18 protein-coding genes are annotated in these 21130 nt (G+C 60.9%); 7 read left to right on the forward strand and 11 right to left on the reverse strand.

Annotation, left to right across the window (positions count from 1 at the left end):
• Positions 1-40 precede the first annotated feature (40 nt).
• Both ppk2 and IVB13_RS32545 read right to left on the reverse strand, forming a co-directional pair.
• Complete coding sequence (ppk2, locus tag IVB13_RS32540; RefSeq protein WP_247362285.1) at positions 41-841, reverse strand: polyphosphate kinase 2; 801 nt, start codon at positions 839-841, stop codon at positions 41-43.
• Between the two features lie 36 nt (positions 842-877).
• A complete protein-coding gene (locus tag IVB13_RS32545; RefSeq protein WP_247362288.1) occupies positions 878-1330 on the reverse strand; it encodes a hypothetical protein in 453 nt (150 codons plus the stop codon).
• A gap of 160 nt (positions 1331-1490) precedes the next feature.
• Here IVB13_RS32545 and IVB13_RS32550 point away from each other — a divergent pair, with 160 nt between their 5' ends.
• The 6 genes from IVB13_RS32550 to IVB13_RS32575 all read left to right on the forward strand — a co-directional run bounded on the left by IVB13_RS32550 (position 1491) and on the right by IVB13_RS32575 (position 7743).
• Positions 1491-1922, forward strand: coding sequence for a hypothetical protein (locus IVB13_RS32550; RefSeq protein WP_231190719.1), 432 nt, complete (start codon positions 1491-1493; stop codon positions 1920-1922).
• Positions 1915-3147, forward strand: coding sequence for a biotin/lipoyl-binding protein (locus tag IVB13_RS32555; RefSeq protein WP_247491321.1), 1233 nt, complete (start codon positions 1915-1917; stop codon positions 3145-3147). The genes IVB13_RS32550 and IVB13_RS32555 overlap by 8 nt, the downstream gene beginning before the upstream one ends.
• Before the next feature lie 113 nt (positions 3148-3260).
• Positions 3261-4580, forward strand: a complete 1320-nt coding sequence (locus tag IVB13_RS32560) for a TAXI family TRAP transporter solute-binding subunit (RefSeq protein WP_247443757.1) — start codon at positions 3261-3263, stop codon at positions 4578-4580.
• A gap of 154 nt (positions 4581-4734) precedes the next feature.
• Positions 4735-6378 carry a DUF3300 domain-containing protein gene (locus tag IVB13_RS32565; protein WP_247491322.1) on the forward strand — a complete coding sequence of 548 codons (1644 nt, stop codon included), beginning with the start codon at positions 4735-4737 and terminating at the stop codon, positions 6376-6378.
• Complete coding sequence (locus tag IVB13_RS32570) at positions 6375-7292, forward strand: DUF2950 domain-containing protein (RefSeq protein WP_247362297.1); 918 nt, start codon at positions 6375-6377, stop codon at positions 7290-7292. The genes IVB13_RS32565 and IVB13_RS32570 overlap by 4 nt, the downstream gene beginning before the upstream one ends.
• A 49-nt stretch (positions 7293-7341) precedes the next feature.
• Positions 7342-7743 carry a hypothetical protein gene (locus IVB13_RS32575; protein ID WP_247362300.1) on the forward strand — a complete coding sequence of 134 codons (402 nt, stop codon included), beginning with the start codon at positions 7342-7344 and terminating at the stop codon, positions 7741-7743.
• Positions 7744-7782: 39 nt separating this feature from the next.
• On the opposite strand, the gene IVB13_RS32580 is transcribed toward IVB13_RS32575, so the two are convergent.
• The 4 genes from IVB13_RS32580 to IVB13_RS32595 all read right to left on the reverse strand — a co-directional run bounded on the left by IVB13_RS32580 (position 7783) and on the right by IVB13_RS32595 (position 12202).
• Positions 7783-9477 carry an MASE4 domain-containing protein gene (locus IVB13_RS32580; protein ID WP_247362303.1) on the reverse strand — a complete coding sequence of 565 codons (1695 nt, stop codon included), beginning with the start codon at positions 9475-9477 and terminating at the stop codon, positions 7783-7785.
• 169 nt (positions 9478-9646) lie between these two features.
• A complete protein-coding gene (locus IVB13_RS32585; protein ID WP_247362306.1) occupies positions 9647-9844 on the reverse strand; it encodes a hypothetical protein in 198 nt (65 codons plus the stop codon).
• 278 nt (positions 9845-10122) lie between these two features.
• On the reverse strand, positions 10123-11121 hold the full coding sequence (locus tag IVB13_RS32590; protein WP_247491323.1) for a hypothetical protein: 999 nt from the start codon (positions 11119-11121) through the stop codon (positions 10123-10125).
• A gap of 202 nt (positions 11122-11323) precedes the next feature.
• A complete protein-coding gene (locus tag IVB13_RS32595; protein WP_162496436.1) occupies positions 11324-12202 on the reverse strand; it encodes a hypothetical protein in 879 nt (292 codons plus the stop codon).
• Between the two features lie 12 nt (positions 12203-12214).
• Here IVB13_RS32595 and IVB13_RS32600 point away from each other — a divergent pair, with 12 nt between their 5' ends.
• Positions 12215-13045 (forward strand): hypothetical protein, encoded by an 831-nt coding sequence (locus IVB13_RS32600; protein ID WP_247443663.1) that lies wholly within the window; start codon positions 12215-12217, stop codon positions 13043-13045.
• A gap of 89 nt (positions 13046-13134) precedes the next feature.
• On the opposite strand, the gene IVB13_RS32605 is transcribed toward IVB13_RS32600, so the two are convergent.
• From IVB13_RS32605 to tssE, 5 genes are all read right to left on the reverse strand, one after another.
• On the reverse strand, positions 13135-14721 hold the full coding sequence (locus IVB13_RS32605) for a class I SAM-dependent methyltransferase (protein WP_247443754.1): 1587 nt from the start codon (positions 14719-14721) through the stop codon (positions 13135-13137).
• Positions 14722-14726: 5 nt separating this feature from the next.
• Positions 14727-17366: a type VI secretion system ATPase TssH gene (tssH, locus tag IVB13_RS32610; RefSeq protein WP_247491324.1), complete on the reverse strand. Its 2640-nt coding sequence runs from the start codon at positions 17364-17366 to the stop codon at positions 14727-14729.
• Positions 17367-17463: 97 nt separating this feature from the next.
• Entirely contained in the window at positions 17464-18528 is a 1065-nt protein-coding gene (tssG, locus tag IVB13_RS32615; RefSeq protein WP_018457638.1) for a type VI secretion system baseplate subunit TssG, read from the reverse strand.
• The gene (gene tssF, locus IVB13_RS32620) at positions 18492-20459 is read right to left on the reverse strand and encodes a type VI secretion system baseplate subunit TssF (RefSeq protein WP_018457637.1); all 1968 of its coding nucleotides are present in this window, start codon (positions 20457-20459) and stop codon (positions 18492-18494) included. Before tssF ends, tssG begins: the two co-directional genes overlap by 37 nt.
• A gap of 1 nt (position 20460) precedes the next feature.
• Positions 20461-21009 carry a type VI secretion system baseplate subunit TssE gene (gene tssE / locus IVB13_RS32625; protein WP_026233415.1) on the reverse strand — a complete coding sequence of 183 codons (549 nt, stop codon included), beginning with the start codon at positions 21007-21009 and terminating at the stop codon, positions 20461-20463.
• Positions 21010-21130 lie beyond the last annotated feature (121 nt).

The following is a 21130-nucleotide window of genomic DNA, read 5'->3' on the forward strand; positions in this document are numbered from 1 at the left end:
CGATCGGACCGCGCCCGCCGTGCGGCCCGCGATCACTTCGTCAATATCGTTCCGCGACGAAGTTCATCCCGCGCAAGGGGGCCTGGTCATTGTAACGTCCCTTGTCGGAGCGCTTCGGCAGCTTCACCTTGTCCTTCTTGATCCGCTTGTGCGGGATAGCCTCCAGGATGTGCGCGATACAGTTCAGCCGCGCCCGCCGCTTGTCGTCGGACCGAATGATGTACCAAGGCGCGTCCTTCGTGCTCGTCTTCTTGAGCATCAGGTCGCGCGCGCGCGAATAATCATACCAGCGCTTGAAGGATTCGATGTCCATTGGGCTGAGCTTCCATTGCCGCACCGGATCGTCGATGCGGGCGTTGAAGCGGCGCTCCTGCTCGTCCAACCCGACCTCGAGCCAGATCTTGATCAGGATGATGCCGCCGTCGATGGCGTACTTTTCCATTTGCGGGCAGAGCGCGAGGAAACGATCGTGCTCGGCGGGCGAGCAGAATCCCATGACATACTCGACGCCGGCCCGATTGTACCAGCTCCGGTCGAAGATCACGATCTCGCCCCCGGCCGGAAACTGCTTCATGTAGCGCTGGAAGAAAAGCTGCGTCTTTTCGCGATCCGATGGCGCCGGCAGTGCCACCACCCGGAACACGCGCGGGCTGACCTTTTCCGTGATCGCCTTGATCGTGCCGCCCTTGCCGGCCGCGTCGCGGCCTTCGAACAGGACGATGACCCGAAGTCTATTTTCCTTCACATAATCCTGAAGATGGCAAAGCTCGATCTGGAGCTTTTCGAGCTCCTTCTCGTAGTCCTTGCGCTTCATCCGCTCTGTGGCTCGATCCTTCGCCATGCTGCTCCGCCTTCCGTCAATCCGGCCGAAACGTGATCAGTCGCCCCACGAAATGATGACGCCGATATCCCCGGGCACGCCGCCAGGAAAGTCGATGACCTGATAGCCGATCCGGTAGCCGCGCGGCTTGAGGTATTCGGTCCAGAGCTCGAATATCTCTTTTGGAATTCCCGTCAGCGTTTTCTCCCATCCTCCCTCCATCTGGTTGATGGCGCGGCCCTTGTCGGTGCACAGGGTGTTCGGGAAGCGGTAGACCTGCACCTCGGTCAGACCGTTGCGAACCGCGCGCTGGATGATGGTCGAGGCGAGCTTGATCTTCTCCTCCTCGGTCTTGCCGGACGGCTTGCTCAGCCGCTCGATCAGGGCGCGCTTCTCGGCTTCGGCGGCGGCGGCGAGGCGCACATATTCTTCGGCCTTTTTAGTGTCTTCGAGCGCCGCTTCCTTGCGGATTTGCGCGGCGTGGGGGATGAGATCATCGATGCCGGGCATGACTGACGAGCTCCTGGCTTGCTGTGGGGTAGAGTCAGGGCTAGGCTAGGTTCCGCGCCGTTCGGACCTTTGATTCATATCAATCAATTTCTCGCCTGCGTTGCCACGGTCGTTGTCTAGAGCGCGTACTGCCCTCATTCCTTTTGGTGGAGAGCTACCGTTGACCGAGCAAATTCACCCGTTGGCCCCGCATCATCTGCCGTTCTATCTCGCGCCGGGAAGCGGCACGGACGTGCTGATGGTGGTGATGGGGATCTTCCTGATCGGCAGCGTGCTCTGGGTCGGTACGCTCTATTGGAAGCTGCACAGCCTCCCCGAACGAATGGCGCACAAGTCGCAGAAGCTGCAGTTCGAGATCGTGGCCGTGCTGGGCATCATCTCGCTCTTTACGCACATGCACATTTTCTGGGTGGCCGGTCTTCTGCTCGCGATGATCGACCTACCGGATTTCGGCACGCCGCTGCGGAGCATCGCAGGCTCGGTCGAGAGAATCGCTGACGCGGCGCCCGGTGAGGGCCGCGAGCCCGAACTGCCAATCCTGCCGCCGGTCGAGAAGCCGATCGTCAAGGGGAAGGAACACAGCCATGTTTGAGCTCATGTTCTGCTCTCTTCTGACCATCCTGCCGGACTACCTCTACCGCCGCTATGCCCAAGGCAAACGTTTCGGCAAAGAGATCACGTTCTTTTCCATTTGGTACGAATTGCGATGGGGCATCACCGGCTGCCTGATGCTCACGATTTCTCTGATCACGATGATCTTCTACTTTCATCCGTCGACGACCTCGGCCACGCTCTATTTCCGCACGGTGCCGATCCTGCCCGAGGGTTCGGGCCGCGTCGCGGAAGTCAATGTCGGCTACAGCGAGGCAGTGAAGAAAGGCGACGTACTTTTCAGGCTGGACAGTTCGAAGCAAAAGGCGGCTTTGGAGACGGCCACTCGCAAGATCGCTGAGGTCGATGCCGCGATGACAAGCGCGGAAAACGACGTGGTCAAGGCCGAAGCGCAGATCCAGGAAGCCAAGGCCAGCCTTCAGCAGGCCAAGGACGAGTTGGACGTGAAGACGGAATTGCAGCGCCGCAACCCCGGCATCGTCCCGCAACGCGATATCGAGAAATTACAGGTCGTGGTCAGCCAGCGGCAGGCTGGTGTGGACTCGGCCACTGCGTCCAAGACGTCGGCGACGTTGCGGCTTTCAACCCTGTTGCCGGCTGAAAAAGCGAGCGCCCAGGCGGCGTTGGCCGAAGCGCAGGTCGATCTGGACAAGACCTTCGTTCGCGCCGGCGTCGATGGCCGCGTGGAGCAATTCCTGGTCCGCACCGGTGATGTCGTCAATCAGCTGATGCGGCCGGCCGGCGTGCTGGTTCCGGACGGCGCCGGCCGGCGCGCCTTGCAGGCCGGCTTTGGTCAGATCGAGGCACAGGTGATGAAGGTCGGCATGGTGGCGGAAGCAACCTGCATCTCGAAGCCGTGGGTGATCATTCCCATGGTCGTCACCAGTGTTCAGGATTACATCGCAGCCGGCCAGTTCCGAAGCGGTGAGCAGCTGATCGAGGCGCAGAACGTCGGGCGGCCCGGCACGATCCTGGCCTTCCTTGAGCCCCTCTACAAGGGCGGCCTCGAAGGCGTGACGCCGGGTAGCAGCTGCATCGTCAATGCCTATACCAGCAATCACGAGGAGATATCCGCGAAGGAGACGGGCACGGGTCGGGCCGTCGCTCTGCATGTTGTCGACGGTGTCGGCCTCGTGCACGCCATGCTCTTGCGGATTCAGGCGCTGCTGCTGCCGATCAAGACGCTGGTGCTGAGCGGGCACTGACCGGCTTCGCTTTGGTTTGAATCGCACTTCGGTTCGGCGATGCGCCTCAGTTGAGCCGGTCTGGCATCATGAGCCAGTCCGACCACCCAGCGCATATTCACTATGAGGGCCACATGGTCCCTGCAAAAATGCCGATCTGGCTTCGTTCCTTCATTGTCGCCAGCGCTGTTGTGCTCGTGCTTGGAGCGGGCCTGTTCGGCTACCGCTGGTACTCTCACCCGACGACGCTGACCATCGCGGTCGGGTCGCTGGATGGCGAAGCCACGCGTCTGGTATCGGCGTTGGCGAGCCGGCTTGCCGTGGTGAACGCCCCGGTCCGGCTCAGACTGGTGGAAACGACCAACGCGGTTGATGCTGCCGAGCAGTTTGCGGCGGAAAAGGTCGAGCTTGCTGTCGTCCGCGGCGACGTCGGCGACCTATCGCAGGCGCAGGCTATCGTGGTTCTCGCCCACGCCGTTGTCCTGCTGGTTGCGCCGCCGGGCTCCTCCATTACCGAAATCGCTGGTCTGAAGCGCACCAGCGTCGGCGTGATCGGCGGCGAGATAAATCGCAAGGTCGTCGACGTCCTCAGCGACGAATACGGCCTCGGACGCGCCAACGTGACATTCCGCAATCTCCAACCGGCAGACGCGCGGCGGGCACTCGATGCCAAGGAGGTACGGGCGATTCTGATCGTCGTTCCTCTTGCCGAAAAGTATCTGGCCCTCTTGCGCGGTCTCTTTCTGCAGACGCCGAAGACCGCGCCGGTCCTCCTTCCCGTCGAGGCGGCTGGTGCCATCGCGGAAAAGCAGCGCGCCTATGAAAGCTTCGATGTCCCGAAGGGCACGTTGCGCGGTTCGCCGCCTGTCCCGAGCGAGGATCTTACCACGCTGCGGGTTTCGTTCTATGTGGTCGCGCAAAAGCAGCTCAGCGCAGAGGTGGCGGGCAGCCTGGCCGACGCGCTGATGAAGGCGCGCAGGGACCTGCTCGGCGAATTGCCGATACTCTCTCAAATGACCGCGCCGAGCACGGATTCGGACGCCTTTCTCCCGGTTCATCCCGGCGCCGCGGCATTCTACAACGGAACGCAGCAGAGCTTTCTGGACGAATGGGGAAACATCATCTTTCTCGCGCCCATGATTTTCGGCGGCCTCATCTCGGTACTGGCGGCTGCCTGGAAATTCCTTCGGGTAGGCGATCCATCGAAGGCCGAACGGGGGCTGGACTTGCTGTATGCGTTGGGTGTGCGGATACGCAGGGCGGAGGCAGTAGCCGAACTGTCCGATATCGAGGCCGAAATCGACCGGGTTCTCCAGGCTCAGCAGGCCAAAGCCGCGGCAGGAGACGAAAATGCGCTCGATGTCACGACCTTGAATGTCGCGGCGCATCGCCTTCAGAGCCTGATTCATGATCGCCGGGTTTTGCTGTCCGCGCTCCCGGGCTCCAGCGCCTGAGCGGCGCGGCCGGATCTCGACCGGATCAAACGTCGGGCCGCCGTGGAATGTATAGCGCGGACTTCGAGAGAGCTCCTTGTTCCTTGATCTTGATCAATAAAGGTCACTGATCGTCCAAGATGCTTGGCCCAATGAGGGTTCAAGGGAGGACGCGATGCTTCGTTGCGGTAGAACTCTGATCGCGATGGTCCTGCTCTTGGCGCCCGTGCCCGCGGCAGCCCAAACTGCGGACACTTCGGCCGCCACAGGTGCCCAAGCCCAAACGCCGGGTCAGCCGCGGGCGGCTGCCGAAATGCTCAAGCCCGAGCAGCTCGAAGCTCTGGTCGCACCGATCGCGCTCTATCCCGACGAGTTGCTTGCCAACGTGCTGGCGGCATCCACCTATCCTCTGGAAGTCGTTCAGGCCGATCGCTGGCTGAAAGAGCACAAGACTCTGAGGGGTGATGCCCTAAAGACTGAAGTCGAGAAGCAGCCGTGGGATGACAGCATCAAGGCGCTGGCCTCGACTGCTGAGGTCCTTTCCATGATGAGCGACAAGCTCGACTGGACCAAGGTGCTGGGCGACGCGGTGCTCGCGCAGCAATCGGATGTGATGGATGCGGTCCAGCGGCTGCGGACCAAGGCTTATGACAACAAGAAGCTGCTGACCACCACGCAGCAGAAGGTGAGCGTCAAGACCGAGGAAAGCAGGCAGGTGGTCGTGATCGAGCCGGCGGTTCCCGATACGATGTACGTGCCGTACTACGAGCCTGCGACGGTCTACGGCGCGTGGCCCTACACCGAGTATCCACCATATTACTTCGGCTACCCGTCCTACATCGGCGCAGGCGTCGTCGCGGCGGGTCTCGCGTTCGGCACAGCCTGGGCTATCGGTCGCTGGGGCAATTATTGGGGCGGCGGCTGCAACTGGGGTAACCGCAACGTCTATATCAATCACCGCACCACCAACATCGGAACTGGCTGGCAGCACAATCCGTCGCATCGCCAAGGGGTACGCTACAACAACGCCAACGTTCAGCAGCGCTTCGGCAATAGCAATCTGAAGGCCGGCGCCGCCGACCGCATGGATTTCCGCGGCCGCGACGGACAGCAAGTCTTGAAGCCGGGACAGGATCGGCCTGGTGGCGCAGATCGCGCTGGGGATCGTGCGGCAGATCGCGCTGGCGACCGAGGTGGCGACCGTCAAGGCGCCGGGGATCGCGCCAAGGCGGGAGGCGATCGCGCCAAAGGCGGTGGCGATCGCGCGGCCAAGGGCGGTGGTGCCAAGAATGCCGGCGCAAAGAGTGCTGGCCCTAAAGCCGGCGGCGCCAAGGGCGGGGGCGCCAAAGCCGCGAACCGCGGTGGTAGCGGAAGCGTGCTGAACGTGTCGTCGGGCCGCTCGGCGGCCGCAGCATCGGCGCGTGGTCATGCGAGCATGGCGAGCATGGGACCGCGCGGTGGCGGTGGCGGAGGTGCGAGCTTCGCCGGCCGAGGCGGCGGCGGAGGCTTCCAGGGTGGCGGAGGCCGTGGTGGTGGTGGTGGCGGCGGACGGCGTTCCGATATCGCGCTGAAGCATGACGTCGTTCTGCTCGGCCATCTCGCAAGCGGTCTTGGTTATTACCGCTTCAGCTATATCGGCAGCGACAAGGCCTATGTCGGCGTCATTGCGCAAGAAGTCGAGGACGTGAAGCCGGTAGCCGTCACCCGCGGAGCCGACGGCTATCTCCGGGTCTATTACGAAAAGCTCGGTCTGAAATTCCGTACCTATCGCGACTGGCTCGAGAGCGGCGCGCGGATTCCTGGCGAGGTGACGCCATGATGGGTTTGAAGTCGCTTCGTCTCGCCATCTTGCCGGCCATTATTGCGCTTGGGCTCCTGAGCTCGCCATCCCTTGCGCAGCAGTCCTATCCGACACCGGAGGATGCGGCAGGGGCGCTCGCTGCCGCCGTGAAAAGCGGGCCGGACCGGGCCATCCTGAAAGTCCTCGGCAGCGCTGCCGAGGACATCGTTTCCTCCGGCGACGAGGTCGCCGACGTCGACATCCGGAAACGCTTCACCTCGATGTATGATGCGAAGCATGCGATCAAGGCGGAAGGTAACAGGAAGGCAGTGCTGATGTTGGGTCCGGACGACTTTCCGTTCCCGATTCCGCTCGTCAACACCAGGACCGGCTGGGAATTCGATACCGCCGAAGGCCGCATTGAGGTCCTGTATCGCCGCATCGGCCGCAATGAACTCGACGCGATCCAGACCAGTCTCGCCTTTGTCGATGCCGAGAACGAATACGCCGACAAGGATCGCGGTGAGGGTACTGGCGTGTACGCGCAGCGCATCGTCAGCAGCGCAGGCAAGAAGGACGGGTTGTTCTGGCGCGACGACAGCGACCCGAGCCCGCTCGGTGCATTGGCGGCGCAGGCTTCGGCCGAAGGCTACAAGGCCGAGGAGGGGCCGGCGCCCTATCATGGCTACTATTTCCGCATCCTGAAGGGGCAGGGATCGAACACGCCAGGCGGCGCGCTGAACTATATCGTCAACGGCAAGATGATCGGAGGTTTCGCACTGGTCGCCTGGCCGGCCGAGTACGGCAATTCCGGCGTCATGACCTTCCTGGTCAACCATGCGGGCGTTGTCTACCAGAAGGATCTCGGGCCTCGGACCAAGGTCCTCGTTTCCCGCATCAGCGCGTTCGATCCGGACCAGACCTGGAAGAAGCTGGATGGTGTAAAACCCTGAGCGACGCACGCAGATCTTGCGTGGGCTTCTTTGGCGTTTGGCACGCCTCGTGCTGCTCGCACTCCTTATCCCGACGACCCCGTCGTTTGCACAGGCATCCGCGCAGGTCCGGATCAAGATCGTAAAGGCGGGGCTGCTCGTGGGCGGTGGCGCTGGGAGCGGCGTGCTGACCTATCGCGGCCGCCATCATCCGTTCCGCATCAGCGGGGTAAGCTTGGGTTTTACCGTCGGCGCTACCGTTGGGTGGCTCGAGGGCTGGGCTTCAGGCATTCGAGAGGTCAGCGATTTTGCCGGCGCATACAGCTCGGTCGGTGGCGGGGCTGCCCTGATCGGCGGCATCAATGGCGCTCAGCTGCGCAACGACAAAGGGGTCACGATGGTGCTGCAGGGACCAAAAGCCGGGGTGGAATTCGCCGCTAATCTCAGCACAATCATGATCTCTCTGAAGTGAGCGCGCGAAAGGCGGAATGGTCGTGACGGTCCCGTACCGTCATTGCACCGAAGCGGGGGCGGAGACGGGCATTTCCAGCTCGAAAACGGAGCCCCTGACGTCCGATTTGACCAGCCTCAGCTTTCCACCGCACCTTCCGACCAGGTTGGAGGAGATGGCCAGCCCCAACCCCATACCGCCTTGTTTCGTCGTGAAGAACGGATCGAAGATGCGCTCTTGGTGACGGGGTGTGATGCCGGTGCCGGAGTCTTCTACGGACAAATGGACCGTTGCGCCACCATCAAGGCTGGTTTTCATACGGAGCTGTCGTTGATCGGCGGGGACAGAACTCATTGCGTCAAGCGCGTTTTTGCAGAGGTTCAGGACAATCTGCTGAAGCTCAGTGCCGCCCAGAGCGACTGGGGGAATGTTGCCCTGAAACTCCGTAATTACTGATACGCCATTGGCAAGGAGATCGTGCCTCAACAGTCGCAGCGCAAGCTCGGCGACATCCTCGACGTTTGCTGAAGCGCCGCCCTGCGCCGTTTTGATTGTCATCTCGCGAATGTTCGATATGATGTCAGCGGCGCGGCTGCTGTCCGCTTCGATGTCAGACAGGATGTTTTCGAGGTCCTCCAATTCAAGGGGGGCAGCTCGCAGGTGACTGAGGCCTGTCGCAGCATTGAGCGAGATGGCCCCCAATGGCGATCTTAGCTCGTGGGCGATCGCGCCAGTGACCGCGTCGATGCTGAGAAGCCGGTTCGCTCGTTCGCGTCGTTGCAGGGCAATGACGCTGGCAAGGCGCGAATAGATAAACATCGTTTCGATGAGCAATACGGTCAGCAACATGCAACTGCCGACGAGAACGAAACCGCGTGCTGCGTACCAACCGATGGTGAACCGAACCGAGCTGCCGATGATTGCTACCAGAAAGTTCGGCAAGTAGGCGAGCAAAGTCACCATCAGCCAAAGGTCAAGAATGGTGCGCATGCGTGCAAACAAAACGGTGAGAGCAGTCAGATTCCATAGCAAAAGTATCAGGTTGACCTGATTGCCGAGAGGGGTCTGGTGCCTGACGTCGTTCACGTAGAAATTAGGAAGCCATTCGGCTTTCGCGTTCACGATCCACGCCAGTCCTGCCACGGCGGCGCCGATGCACCCGACAACTATTATGATCGCGGCTGTTGCAGGTTTGCCTGGTTTGCCGCCGGCGGTATGATCCTTCGTGAACCCGTAGCCGAAAATCGCCGCGGGGAACGTTGCGTGCCATAGCACGTAAAGCCAAGCGGGGCTGTTCAGTCCATCCCCAATGACACCCGCGGAAGCGTATCCGTTCGGAAAGGCGAGCGTTTGCAAGAATGCGAATGATCCGCTGAAAACGTATCCGCTTGCCAGTGCGAGAAGTGCCCGTTGAGGCTGGATCGAAAATTGAGCAAATAGCAGGGCTGCCGTGATGAACTCGGCCAAGGCCAACGCGGTCTGCAACACTGGAACGAAACCATTAATCTGGCCCAATTGGATCCGGGCGAACGGCGCGATGACCGCTGCAAGGACGATGAGCAAGACGGCGACACCCACCGCCCAGGCCTTTTGACGAGGGGTTGCGGGGATGTTCGCGATGATCAGTGGGAATTCTTGCTCATCATCGTAAGCGGGCTCGGCGGCTGCGTTGGCTGATCGCTGGCTCGCTGGCGCAATGCCCGGCCCTGATGCTGTCGCACCGCCGACAAGTCCCATGAACTTGCGCTGGCTCATGCCGCCTCCGGGCCACGAGACAGCATCTTACTCGTCCCCAGGCCCGTTGAAAGCCCGTGAGGGCAGACCAGGTTGAAGCCTCTCCGAGGAACGATCATGAAGCTTTGCGCCGCGTATACACCGGAATCCTGCAAGGACTGTGCGAAGCTTGCTATAGCTTTCCCCAACCTTAATCCACAATAGTGTCGCGCCGGTTCACCGCGCCGGGGATAATCATCCGGATCGTTGCTCGCCGGTTGAGCCGGTAACATACCGGAAATTCGTCATGCGGGGCAATGTGCTGGTGTCGAGTTTGGTTGGTGTAGATTTGAACCTCGATCGATGATTTTGCGGTCTGGATTTCGTCGGCGGCTGCGAGGGCGAGCAAATTGTACGTCGAGCCGAGGCTATTCTGACCGCGGATGTCCCGAGCTATGCGCCGCGCGCTAGCGACGCAGAAAACAATCTGCCAGGACGTCGATTGCCTGTCGCATGGCGGCCGCGCAATTCTTCTCCGTGTGCTTGCGCTATGAAGCTGACCAGCACGCTGGACAAGTCGTAAAACTACTCTCGGAGAGAGGAAGAATGCGCTACCGCACCGCGGCGAATTATCGGCGTGTTGGTGCATCACTTGAGTAAGCTCCCGACCACTCCCTTGCGACGGACCTACTCCAGGTGCCTTGCGCGCAGATCTTGAAGGTCCTTTTTCAATGCCGCCAGATCCAGCCCGCGAGGAAAAGTGAGGCGTCCAGATCGGATCACGAGCCGGACGTACGGATAGCGTTCCTCGGCAAGCATCGGCAAACTGATTTTGTATTTGTGCCAATCTTCAACGATGTGTGCCTGTTGCTCGACGTTGTATGAGTCCCAGGAGTCGCCGGGCGTGTAATGGTAGCCGGCACCGATTGTCTGCGCCCAGAAAGAGCGCGCCATCGTCCAGTTCGAATCGTTGAACGCCTGCCACACATGGGTCATTTCGTGCACGAAGAGGTCGCAAATTCGACCGAAGTTGTCGCACAGGAGGCCGAAGGTGGGGCTAGGAGATGCCAGGTTACTGAACGCGACATTGCCAAGATTGATGGCATACCGCATGCTCGGCACCATGGGATTGCTTCCTCTAAAGAACGGTCCGTCGTTCGTCCACGGTCTTCCGCCTGCTCCCAGGCCATTGGTAATCGCGATCGTCTCCCACGGCGGCAGGGTCGGGCCAAAGACGTTGCGCGCGAAATCCCGTTCGCTGACGTCCAGCACGCGGGCGAAGTCGGGTCGGCTTCCTTCACATGCCGGTGGGATCGGGGCCACTGGGGTGGGCGCAACCGGTGGAATGGGCGCAATCGGCGGGGGAGGCGGCGTACCTGGCGGTAGATAGATGAAGCCGCCTTTCCATCCACCTTTCCCGCCGGTCGTACCGGAAGAAAACGCAAAATTCTGGCGGTCGGGCGATATCGCGCGGCAGCCTACATACTCGGCCAGGTACCAGTTCACCTGCCTTGCGGCTTGTTGGAAATCGCGCTGTTTGACGAGCTTGATGCCCGGAAAATTGAACTCGATGAGGTCCCATGGATCGATGCCGATCCGCTTGGCGAGGGATATCCAAGTCTCGCCTGCCGCCACCGCATGTCGCGTTCCCGCTGGCGGTACGTAGCTTTCGACGACAGGCTTCAAGGGTCTTTCCTGGTTCGGCAATGTAAGGACCTCCCTTGCTGAGTCCTGCAGAACTACCCGATCTTGCCGCCAATATTCATTGGTCGCCGTTACTTTGAGGCGGTTCGATGGTTCCATTCCATTCGGGCCGCGAACAGGTAGGCTAGGGAGGAGCCTCATTCGTAGCTTGGAGGCGTGGACAATCGAACCAGCAATCTCCGCTTTAGCGCCGGCCTTTTGACCTCGAGCCTAGCAGGTCATGCGTGCCGCTGACGCTCACGGTTCCGGAGCACTCGAAACCGCCGAAAATTCCGCAGGAGCCGGTGACCGTGACGCGCAGATCTTTGCGCTGGTACATGTCGACCGAAACGCCCACGCGCGAAAAGTCGTTCGCGCTGTTCGGCAATATCAAGTCGATGTGTTCGGCCGCCCAACGCGGCACATGTGAGTTGCTCTTCCAGAACAGCTCGTTGCCGGCGTGGTGCATGAAGTTCGGCCCGACCGTAAGGGCACCGTCCACGCCCTCGAACACGAAGCCTGTTTCGTCGATGTGCACGTTCACCCGGTCGGGTGCTACTGCGAAATGCAGCGAGGTGATGTCCTGGGGCTGCGGGTCTTTGCCGAATTGCGAGCTGTAGGCATCGCTCCATTGTCCGCGGTCGCGTCCGAGCCCGAAGCCGTGCCGGCCCGGGAGATCCCGCGTTGAGAGTGGCTTGTCGGACAGCTTTGGGCGCCAGATCTCCCGAAACCCCTTGCCGATCGTTGCCGCCATCGACAGATCGAGAGCCCAATGCGACGCCTTTTCCGGGCTTTGCCCTTCGGCGAATGCGTCGAATCCGTCCGTCGTCTTGGCAATGCGCAGCTTCTTGATCAGCTCTTCCCAGTCCTTGGGCAGGAAGGTGACGCCGTCGAGCGTGGTCGTCGCGGCAGCGACACCATACTTCTCGAGTTGGTGTCGGATGTAGGGCTTCTCGTCATAAAGGCGCACATTCGGGTTGGCGCCGGCAAAGTAATTCTTCAAATCGATCTGCGGTCGCAGCATGGTCAGTCGCGCCGCGATCTTCCGGTAAGTGTCGGTCGTCGTCGGATCGGTCGTCGTCATGGCGCGCCCTCCGTGGCAATCCTCACCTCAGATTGGTCTCGCCCGAACGGGTTCGGGTTCAATGTCTGCTCGTTCTATGAAGTTGCCGAAGGCCCCATGCCAATTCCGGCAAAAGTCAAACCCCTATTGCCCCAGCACCGATGCAGTTTGAACCCGCCAACTGGAATCGGCGACCACTATGCAGGGGGTACTTTAAGCGGCGAGGATGATCAGATGTCACTGCGAGGCAGGGTATTGGATATACTCAATGGGCCGGCGGTCGCACGCATTCGTTTCCGATTTCCGATCCGCGGCAGCCACGTGACGATTGCGCCGCAAACGTTCCATCACGTCGCCCGCGCGATCCGGTTGGGGCGGGTCACCGTCAGGGCTCCGACGGATCTCGCGGCTGGCGTTGCCGCACAATATAACGATGTGGCGAGAACCAGGGCGGACGGCACAGCGGTCGCTGCGAACACGCTGGAGGTCGTGTCGGCGGCGGGGCGGATGGACGGAGCCTATATCGTCCATGAGAGCCTGCATGCAGCCTACGATCTGTTGCGTACCGGCCTCGACGCCAATGCCGAAGAGGCGTCCGCGTACGTGTGCACGGCGCTCTATTGCCGCATGACCGGCCTCCCGCGGCCGCGCTGGGCCAACGGCCCGATCTACGCCAATGCCGCCGAAGTCGCCAAAACGTTACTGTCGCAATACCAAAAGGGTGAACCTGGCATTCCCTGGGTCGGAGAGAGTGAATGGCGGATGCTGCGCGCCGGTGTGGGCCTTCATCCGGTCTATACCAGCGGACCCGGTGGTATTCTCACCGGATGGCTGCTCGGCCAGCAGTACACCCACGATGGCTGAGTGATGGGCACCACGCCTGTTTCGGGAGGTAGCAGATCTTCTGGTTCCTTCCGCCACTCCTTCCACGGTGCCCGGCGCACATGAGCGCGTCAGGCGATTAGCAAGCCCAGCTTGCCGACCACCGCAAGCGAGCGTTGAACGCTTTCTCGCGTTGATAGCAGCAGCGGCTCGGCGGGCTTCCTGGCACGATCCTTCTGATCTACCTGGATGGTCGGGCCGAATTTCTCGGTCATTTCGGCCGTGATCTGGTCGATGGTCCGCGTACCATCGAGCAATTGCAGGAAATCCCTGGTTCGGTCGTCCTCCAACTGCACGGTTTGGTGGAGGAGATTGGTGACGAGCGGACCTGTTTGCGCTTGTTTTCGCGCCAGCAGGCTCGCCTGCGGATGCTCGGTCGCTTCCGTCAACAAGAAGGGACGCGACAGCAGGAACGAGACCTCGCCGCTGCAAGCCAGGATAAACATCGCCTCGGTCAACGCCTTTTGGTCATCATCTGCCTGCCCGCCGCCAAGCAGCGCTCGGGCACCATCGAGCAATTCGTCAAATGACAGCGCGCGAGGCCAGGCGCGGCCGAGGCATAGGTGCGCTGCCTTCAAGAGCGAATTGGTCACCGTGATCCTGCTACCGTCCTCATTTTCGAATTCCATCGCTGAATCGTTCGTTACGCAGGCGTCCGGATCAACCGGGCTCGTCGTGCTCAGCAAATAGAACCGGGTGACGAAATCGAGGTCGGTCTGGCGGGAGAGCGAGACGTTGTCGTGGCAGAGCAAGGTACGGCGAAAGCCGTTACCGTCGATGAAGTCCTGATACTGATCGCGTGCCATGAACTCGCTTTCCGGGAAGCGTTGCAACGTCGCGCGTACCTCCTCGGAATAGCCCGCCAGATTGCGTCGCGAGAAATCGGCGTCGCTTAGATAATGCAAGCCATGAGAGCCTGCAAGCTCGACAACCTCGTGCAGCAGGAAGGCCTCGGCGCCTTCGTCGAGATCGTCATGAAACAACAGCTCGTCGGGCGCCTTGAGGACGCGGTTGTACTGATCGCGCATGACCGCGCCGTGAACCGAGTTGGCTTTCGATCCCTCGCTCAAGAACTTTAAGATTGCGCGGGCCTGTCCTACTTTTTCTTTCATGCCGGTGAGGCGGCGGGTGTGATACCGCATCATGTCGCGGACCATGTCGCGCATATGTGAGAACGGGTGCGCATTGTAACTGACGTAGCAGACCCCCTGCGGCGCGAGGTTCTGTTTGAAGATCATCATCATCTTCTCGCGCACTGTCGCCGGGACCCAGGAATACACGCCGTGAGCGATGATGTAGTCGAACTCCCCGAAGCTTGCATCGACATTCATGATGTCGCAATGCAGGAGCTTGATGTTGCCGAGGCCCAATGTGGCGATATTTTGCTGGCCGCGCTCGATCGTCACGCGGCTCAGGTCGACGCCGACGAACGTGCTGTTCGGGTATTGAAAGGCCATCGGCAACAGGTTGCCGCCGACGCCGCAGCCAAGCTCCAGCACCCGACAACGCTCGACCGGCGCCGGCTGCATGCCGTAAAGGGCAGCCATGGTAGCAAGATGGTTGGGATGAGTAAGCCCATAAACATGGCCCGGGTAGTAGACCTCGTCGTATGGCGTTGGACCGATGTTTGGGTGACGATGCTCGGTTTGAATGTTCATCGTGCTCAATTCCACGAATATGCGAACTTGTTGTTCTCGATCGAGACACGTGCTTCCTTCACCTCTTCCTTGGCGAGCGACTTGCTGAGGAATTCGCGCGACAGCTCGGGGAGCAGGGTGTTGGTGATGATGTTGTCAATCATTCGCCCACCGGAGTCGGGGTCGTTGCAGCGCGACACAATGTGCTCGACGACCGCGTCGTCATAACCGAAGGTCGCGTTATGATTGTCGCGAAGGCGCCTTCCGATGCGGTCGAGTTGCAAACGCACGATCCCGGACAGCATCTCGTCCGACAGCGGGAAGTAAGGTATCGAGACGATGCGTCCGAGCAGCGCCGCTGGGAACACCTTGAGCAACTCCGGCCTTAGCATCCTGGCCAGCTCTTCCGGCTCGTCGCGATACTTTGGATCGCGTGATAGGCCCATGATCATATCGGTGCCGACGTTGGTGGTAAGGATAATCAAAGTGTTCTTGAAGTCGATCCGTCGCCCGTTGCCGTCCTCCATGGTTCCTTTGTCGAATACCTGAAAGAAAATCTCATGGACGTCAGGATGAGCTTTCTCCACCTCGTCGAGCAGAATGACGCTATAGGGCTTGCGCCGGACGGCCTCGGTGAGGCGCCCACCTTCGCCATAGCCGACATACCCGGGAGGTGCGCCTTTCAAGGTCGAGACGGTGTGCGCTTCCTGGAACTCTGACATGTTGATCGTAATCATGTTTTGCTCGCCGCCATAAAGAGTCTCGGCAAGCGCCAGGGCGGTTTCGGTCTTGCCCACACCGGACGGGCCAGCTAGCATGAATACGCCGATCGGTTTCGACGGGTTGTCCAGCTTAGCGCGGCTGGTCTCAATTCGCTTGGCGATCATTGTCAGCCCATGGGACTGGCCGACGACGCGGCGGTTGAGGATCTCCGGTAGCTTCAGCACGGTTTCGATCTCGTCGCGCATCATCCGGCCGACCGGGATGCCGGTCCAATCAGAGACAACGGACGCCACCGACTGCTGGTCTACATGGGCATAGACCAGTCGCTTTTCCGGATTGATGGTCTCAAGTGTGTCGAACTTGCCGCGCAGCTCCGCGCGCCTGGCAGCCGGATCTTCGCCTTCCTTGGGCCTGGACAGGATTTCACGAATGCTGCGGATGTCCTTGATGAGCTCCTGCTCGACCGCCCAATCGCCATCGAGGTTCGTCAGCTTGTCTTTCAGTGCGGCGATGTCGTTGTCGATCGCGACAATGCGCTCGTTGTCTTCTATCCCAAGGTCGCCGTCGCTGACGAGCGCAGATCTCTCAGCTTCACGAGCGGCAATCGCCACGCGTGCATCCTCGATCAAGGCCGGCGTCGCGCTCTGGCTGATGGCTACGCGTGCCGAGGCTGTATCAAGCAGGCTGACCGCCTTGTCCGGCAACTGCCGTGAAGGAATGTATCGGTGGGACAGGTTGACTGCTGCGACGATCGCAGCATCCGAAATGCGAACGCCATGGTGCTTTTCCATCGGACCGAGAAGTCCGCGAAGCATTATGCAGCAGGTCTCCACATCAGGTTCATCGATCTGGATTGGCTGGAAGCGCCGGGTGAGCGCGGGATCCTTCTCGATGTACTGGCGATATTCCGCCCATGTGGTGGCGGCGATCGTACGCAGCGTGCCACGGGCGAGGGGAGGTTTCAGGAGATTGGCCGCATCGCCGGTACCGGCGGCGCCGCCGGCGCCGATGAGTGTGTGGGCCTCATCGATGAACAAGATGATGGGAGTAGGTGAGCTCTGGACCTCGTCGATCACCGACCGCAAGCGCTGCTCGAACTCGCCCTTCATGGAGGCGCCGGCTTGCATCAGGCCGATGTCGAGTGCGCAGAGCCTTACACCGCGCAGCGGTGGCGGCACGTCGCCGGCAGCAATGCGCTGCGCAAAGCCTTCTACAACTGCGGTCTTGCCGACGCCAGCCTCGCCGGTGAGAATTGGATTGTTCTGCCGCCGACGCATCAACACGTCGATCAGTTGGCGGATTTCTTCGTCCCGGCCAAGGATCGGATCCATTTCGCCCGATTTAGCCTTGGCAGTGAGGTCCTGGGAGAACCGGTCGAGCGGCGTCGTGCCCTTCGGACCAGCTTGGGCCGCGCCTTCCGTGCCGGCGCCAACCAGGCCCGATCCGTCCATCGGCCGCATGTCCTCCTCGTCGGAGCCGGTCCAGACAGCGCGGCGTTCCGCCGCCAGTGCGTCGACGTTGACCTTGGCAAATTCCCGCGAGAGGTTGTTCAGCGCGCGACGAATATCGTTCGATTTCAGGCCGGCAACGAGCAGATGACCGGTGCGGATCTGGGTCTCGCCAAAGAAGAGCGTGGCATAGTGCCAGCCGCGATCGAGCAGATCGATGACCGAATTCGCGACGCCCGGCATGTCGGTCTCGTTCTTAGAAAAGCCGCTGATCACGCCGGCCAGGTCCGACAATAAGCGCGCGCGGTCGAGCTTGTAGTGATCGACCGAGAGGCTGAGATCGTTGCCCTCCTGCTGCAGAATATGAAACAGCCAGTGCGCAAGCTCGACGTTGCGATTGCCGGCGCTCTTTGCGTGGCGCAGGGCCTGTATGAAGGCATCATAGCCGGCCCGGTTCAGCTTGCCCGTTACAGCTTCAATGCTGATGTCGGTCACGGCGGCTCCTCCTGCTCAACTCCTCCGCGGATGCTTGTCATCATGCGGAATTGGCTTCAAATTCCATAGTATTAGGCGATCAGCACTATGGATAGGTTCAAATCGCCGTGGCATTGGCTGCGGCGCTCCGGCGGGATCTCAATCGCTCCCCGAGCTGAAAGCGGGCATCGCGGCGATATTCTTCTGTGGAGGCCCAGTTCGGCGAGACCCAAGAAGTCCATCCAAGTCGACCACTTTGTCCGAGCCTGACCGGTACAACCTCTCCGGCAGGAATGGCGAGCTCTACCTCCCATTCCAATTCGTCGCCGACATAGAAGAAAACGGCGTCGGCCAGTGGCTCCGACAGGTTGGGTGTTTCGGTCGGCAGGAATTGTTCGTACTGAGCAAATGTTCTGACAAAGACCCGAACTCTGATCTTGTCCTCGACGCTGAACACGCGCGAGCCCAGAAGGGCGTCCTGACCGAGCCTCGCATGCGTTCCGCCGAGCCGGCTGCAGTGACTTGGGTCGAACGAGAGCCAAGTGCCGACGAATTCGTCGATCTCGACTTTGACCTCGAACAGTCCTTGCAGGAATCGCGTCAACCGTGATGCACACTTCGCCCTTGGCGCGACCAGTCCAGCGAAGCTGAGCTTCGCCATGTCCGGAACGGTATCGCGATCGGCGAAAACATCGGTGCCCAAGCCGGCGAAGGAGCCGACATAGGCAATGAAGCGATCGTCCGCCGGGCGGTCGTGCTGCGCGATCGGGCGCGCGTCGGCCCAGGCACGAAAGAAGAGTTGCAGGAAGCGCCCGTTAAACAGATCGAGAAAGCGCGGGAAAGCGTCATCCCGCATCAGCCACCAGCTGAGGCTTTCGTCGGTGGTGGCAATGGGCAGGGCGCCCTGCGGGCCCAGGAGGCCGAGAAATTTGACGAGTATCCTGAGCCGGCCACTCTGGTCGTCCACGGCCGCGAGATTCGAGGCGGGAAACTCCAGATAAGGCACTTGGCCGAGGTCGACATATTCGTCGCGGCGCGCGGCACTGTCACCGATCCGCGGTCGATCCGGGTTGGCGCGCTCGAACTGGCGTAACGTATGGAAGAAATCGAAACGCCAGGGCTCGGCCTTCATCTGGTCGATCAGGGTCATAGCGGTCTCCGCGTGCCCATGCGCGGCGGCCATCGCATGATCTCGCCGCGCTCCGGCGTCGAGATGACCGTCTGGGTGAAGGTGTTGAAGCCGGAATAGTCGGCAAAGAAGCGTTCCAGGATCGCCCCGAGCAAGAACACGCCGCTGCCCTCAAATGCCTTCTCGTCGAGTGTGACGATAATCTCTAAGCCACGTGCTGCGCCGCTGCCGGTGCGCTCACGCACGCGTCGCACGATGGGGCGGCTTTCTATGCTGCGCACGCCGCGGATCTTGCGTTCCGTGGCGTCGTCGAATTGGTCGGCGAACAAGGACAGCATCTCGCGCAGCGCTCCGGCGTTCTTGCCGCCACCGCGCTCGACGAGCCCAAGATAGTTGAGGCTGAGCATGTTGATGAGCCGCCAGCTGACAACGCCGCTGTTGACGATTTCGCTGCGGCTGCGCAATTGGGCCACCACCGGCTCGCGCGGCGGAGTCGGACCAGCGACGCACATCAGATCAAGAGATGTGTCGTCCAGCAAACGAAAATCGGCGCCGCCCTGGCCGACCGGCAAGTGCTCCGTGAGATGGCGATTGGAGCAGAGAGCCCGAACGCTCAGTTCGGCGACAGAGCCTTTGCCGCTCAATTCACCGGGCTCGAGCAGTGACAGGAACATGTCCGTCCCGGTGTAGTCTGAGGAGGCGCCGTATGTCTTTTCTTCCACTGTGCGGCGCCGCGGCAAGCGGCGCACAGTGAAATAAAGCCTGTCGGCCGACCCGCCGCTCCGGTCGACGGCGGCCGAATATAGCGGGCGCACGGGGCGCTTATCCTTCTCTGCCGGAAGGTGTGCGTAGACTTCGAGCACCTGGTGCGGTTCGTATTCCAGATAGCGGCTGCGATCTGGCACCACATGGTACTCGTGCGTATTCGACTTGACCGGAATACGGTCACTCGTCTTCTCGAACAGATTGATCGCCGGCGCGGTATAGAGCCTGAACGTCTCGGGGCGCACCGAGGCGGCCAATCGTGAACTGTGTTCATCGAATGCGAAGACAATATCGATCGATTTGCTGCGCAGCCGTGACATCACGCCGCGAAGTCCGGTGAGGGTAATGCCGAGGAACTTGCGTGGAAACATGAAGTATTCACGCAGCAATTCCGAGCCACGAAAGATCCGGTTATCGTTAGGAAATAGAGACTCATTCTCGTCGAAACCAATTTGCTGCACGCTGTCATGGGGGGCACGAGTCACCACCGGATCGCCAAAGTCGTCGAGATGCCGGAAGTAGACCCCCCTGCAATTCGAGATCAACTGCTCGTAAAGCGCGATGGCGTCGGATTCCGCACCGGACAGGTAGATCGGAAGCTCGCTCACGCGGCAGCCTGCGAACCACGTTTCCGGCTTGGTCCGAGCCTCCGCGTCCGGCGGCTCGTCCTCGAGCCGGGCCGCACTACGATGGGTCAACGATAGCCTCAGCCCCGCGATGACGTCACTGTCGATCGGGATACCAAGCGCCTGCAGAGCGCCCGCCGTCGAGAAATACTCGGCGCTTGTGACGTCAAATGGCCAGAGCACGATGTCGCGGCAAAGTCGAAACCGGCAGGAAAGACTTCGCTCTCTCTCGCGATAGGTCGCGTCGAAATAGGCGCCGCGCGCGATCTTCCTGCCGTCACGCAGCGCCGGGTCGGCATAGGGTGGCCGTGCGGTCACCAGCATGGCCGAAGGTGTCGGCGCAAGATAGTTCGGTACCAGTTGCTCGAGCAGGTTTGCAGTGAATTCCGGGAACTCGTGCTTGAGCTTGAGTTGAACGCGGGCGGCAAGAAAGGCAGCGCCTTCCAGCAGTCCCGTGATCATCGGGTCCGAGCGGTCTCGGATCAGGCCGCCGAGGCGCTCTGCGATACCTGGATATTCTTCGGCGAAATCTCCCGCCTGCTCGTACAGCAATGACAGTTCACGATTGTAGAAATCGAGGAATTCGCGATTCATGCTAAAGTCGATTGATCTGGATGTCGCCGCTGTCGAGATCGACGTCGGCGACAAATTCCACGGGGACGTTGAGCGGCTCAGCTTTGAGGTCGGCGTGAACGATGAAGCGCAGCTTCAGCTGCTCAGGGCCGACCGAGCCGTCGCGACGAACCCGAATCGTCTTGCGGTCGAGTCTGGGTTCGTAGGTCGCTAGCGTCTCGCGCAACGCGTCGGTGAGTTCGTCGTCCGTAACCTCGTCGATCGAGCGGTGGGCGATATCGGGGAAGCCGTAGTTCAAGATCGATCTCCGGACGCAATCCCGGTCGCTCAGATCCAAAGTCGATTCCAGAGCAATGGTATTGAGAAGGGCTTCTAGGTCATGAGAGATTTCCCGCCGCAACAGCGTTTCCGAGATCGGAAAGCGGCCGGCGCTACGCCGTCCGGCAATGACCCGTTCACCGAATTCATCGCGCAAATTGAGCTTCTTGCGCGCATCGCGAGCTTCATGAGCCAAGCGAAAGGCCAGCATTAGCGGGGGAGAGAGACGATCCCTCTTTGGAGTAATGGTCATTTACCTTCCCCAAGATGCCGGGCCCGCTATGCCCTTTCGCGGAGCATCAGCTGGTCTCTAGGATGGTTGTCGCCTCGGCAGGCGGTCGTGCTCGTAACCGCTCCCGCCGAGACGTCAACGC

The organism is Bradyrhizobium sp. 17 (assembly GCF_023073515.1).
Classification (GTDB): domain Bacteria; phylum Pseudomonadota; class Alphaproteobacteria; order Rhizobiales; family Xanthobacteraceae; genus Bradyrhizobium; species Bradyrhizobium canariense_D.

What these genes read in the sequence shown, in the direction of transcription:
- tssE (WP_026233415.1), bottom strand. Translation starts at nt 21,009, where the DNA reads ATGACCATTACTCCAAAGAGGGATCGTCTCTCTCCCCCGCTAATGCTG.
- IVB13_RS32580 (WP_247362303.1), bottom strand. Translation starts at nt 9,477, where the DNA reads ATGAGCCAGCGCAAGTTCATGGGACTTGTCGGCGGTGCGACAGCATCA.
- IVB13_RS32555 (WP_247491321.1), top strand. Translation starts at nt 1,915, where the DNA reads ATGTTTGAGCTCATGTTCTGCTCTCTTCTGACCATCCTGCCGGACTAC.
- IVB13_RS32560 (WP_247443757.1), top strand. Translation starts at nt 3,261, where the DNA reads ATGGTCCCTGCAAAAATGCCGATCTGGCTTCGTTCCTTCATTGTCGCC.
- IVB13_RS32570 (WP_247362297.1), top strand. Translation starts at nt 6,375, where the DNA reads ATGATGGGTTTGAAGTCGCTTCGTCTCGCCATCTTGCCGGCCATTATT.
- tssF (WP_018457637.1), bottom strand. Translation starts at nt 20,459, where the DNA reads ATGAATCGCGAATTCCTCGATTTCTACAATCGTGAACTGTCATTGCTG.
- IVB13_RS32605 (WP_247443754.1), bottom strand. Translation starts at nt 14,721, where the DNA reads ATGAACATTCAAACCGAGCATCGTCACCCAAACATCGGTCCAACGCCA.
- IVB13_RS32595 (WP_162496436.1), bottom strand. Translation starts at nt 12,202, where the DNA reads ATGACGACGACCGATCCGACGACGACCGACACTTACCGGAAGATCGCG.
- IVB13_RS32565 (WP_247491322.1), top strand. Translation starts at nt 4,735, where the DNA reads ATGCTTCGTTGCGGTAGAACTCTGATCGCGATGGTCCTGCTCTTGGCG.
- ppk2 (WP_247362285.1), bottom strand. Translation starts at nt 841, where the DNA reads ATGGCGAAGGATCGAGCCACAGAGCGGATGAAGCGCAAGGACTACGAG.
- IVB13_RS32545 (WP_247362288.1), bottom strand. Translation starts at nt 1,330, where the DNA reads ATGCCCGGCATCGATGATCTCATCCCCCACGCCGCGCAAATCCGCAAG.
- tssG (WP_018457638.1), bottom strand. Translation starts at nt 18,528, where the DNA reads ATGGCCGCCGCGCATGGGCACGCGGAGACCGCTATGACCCTGATCGAC.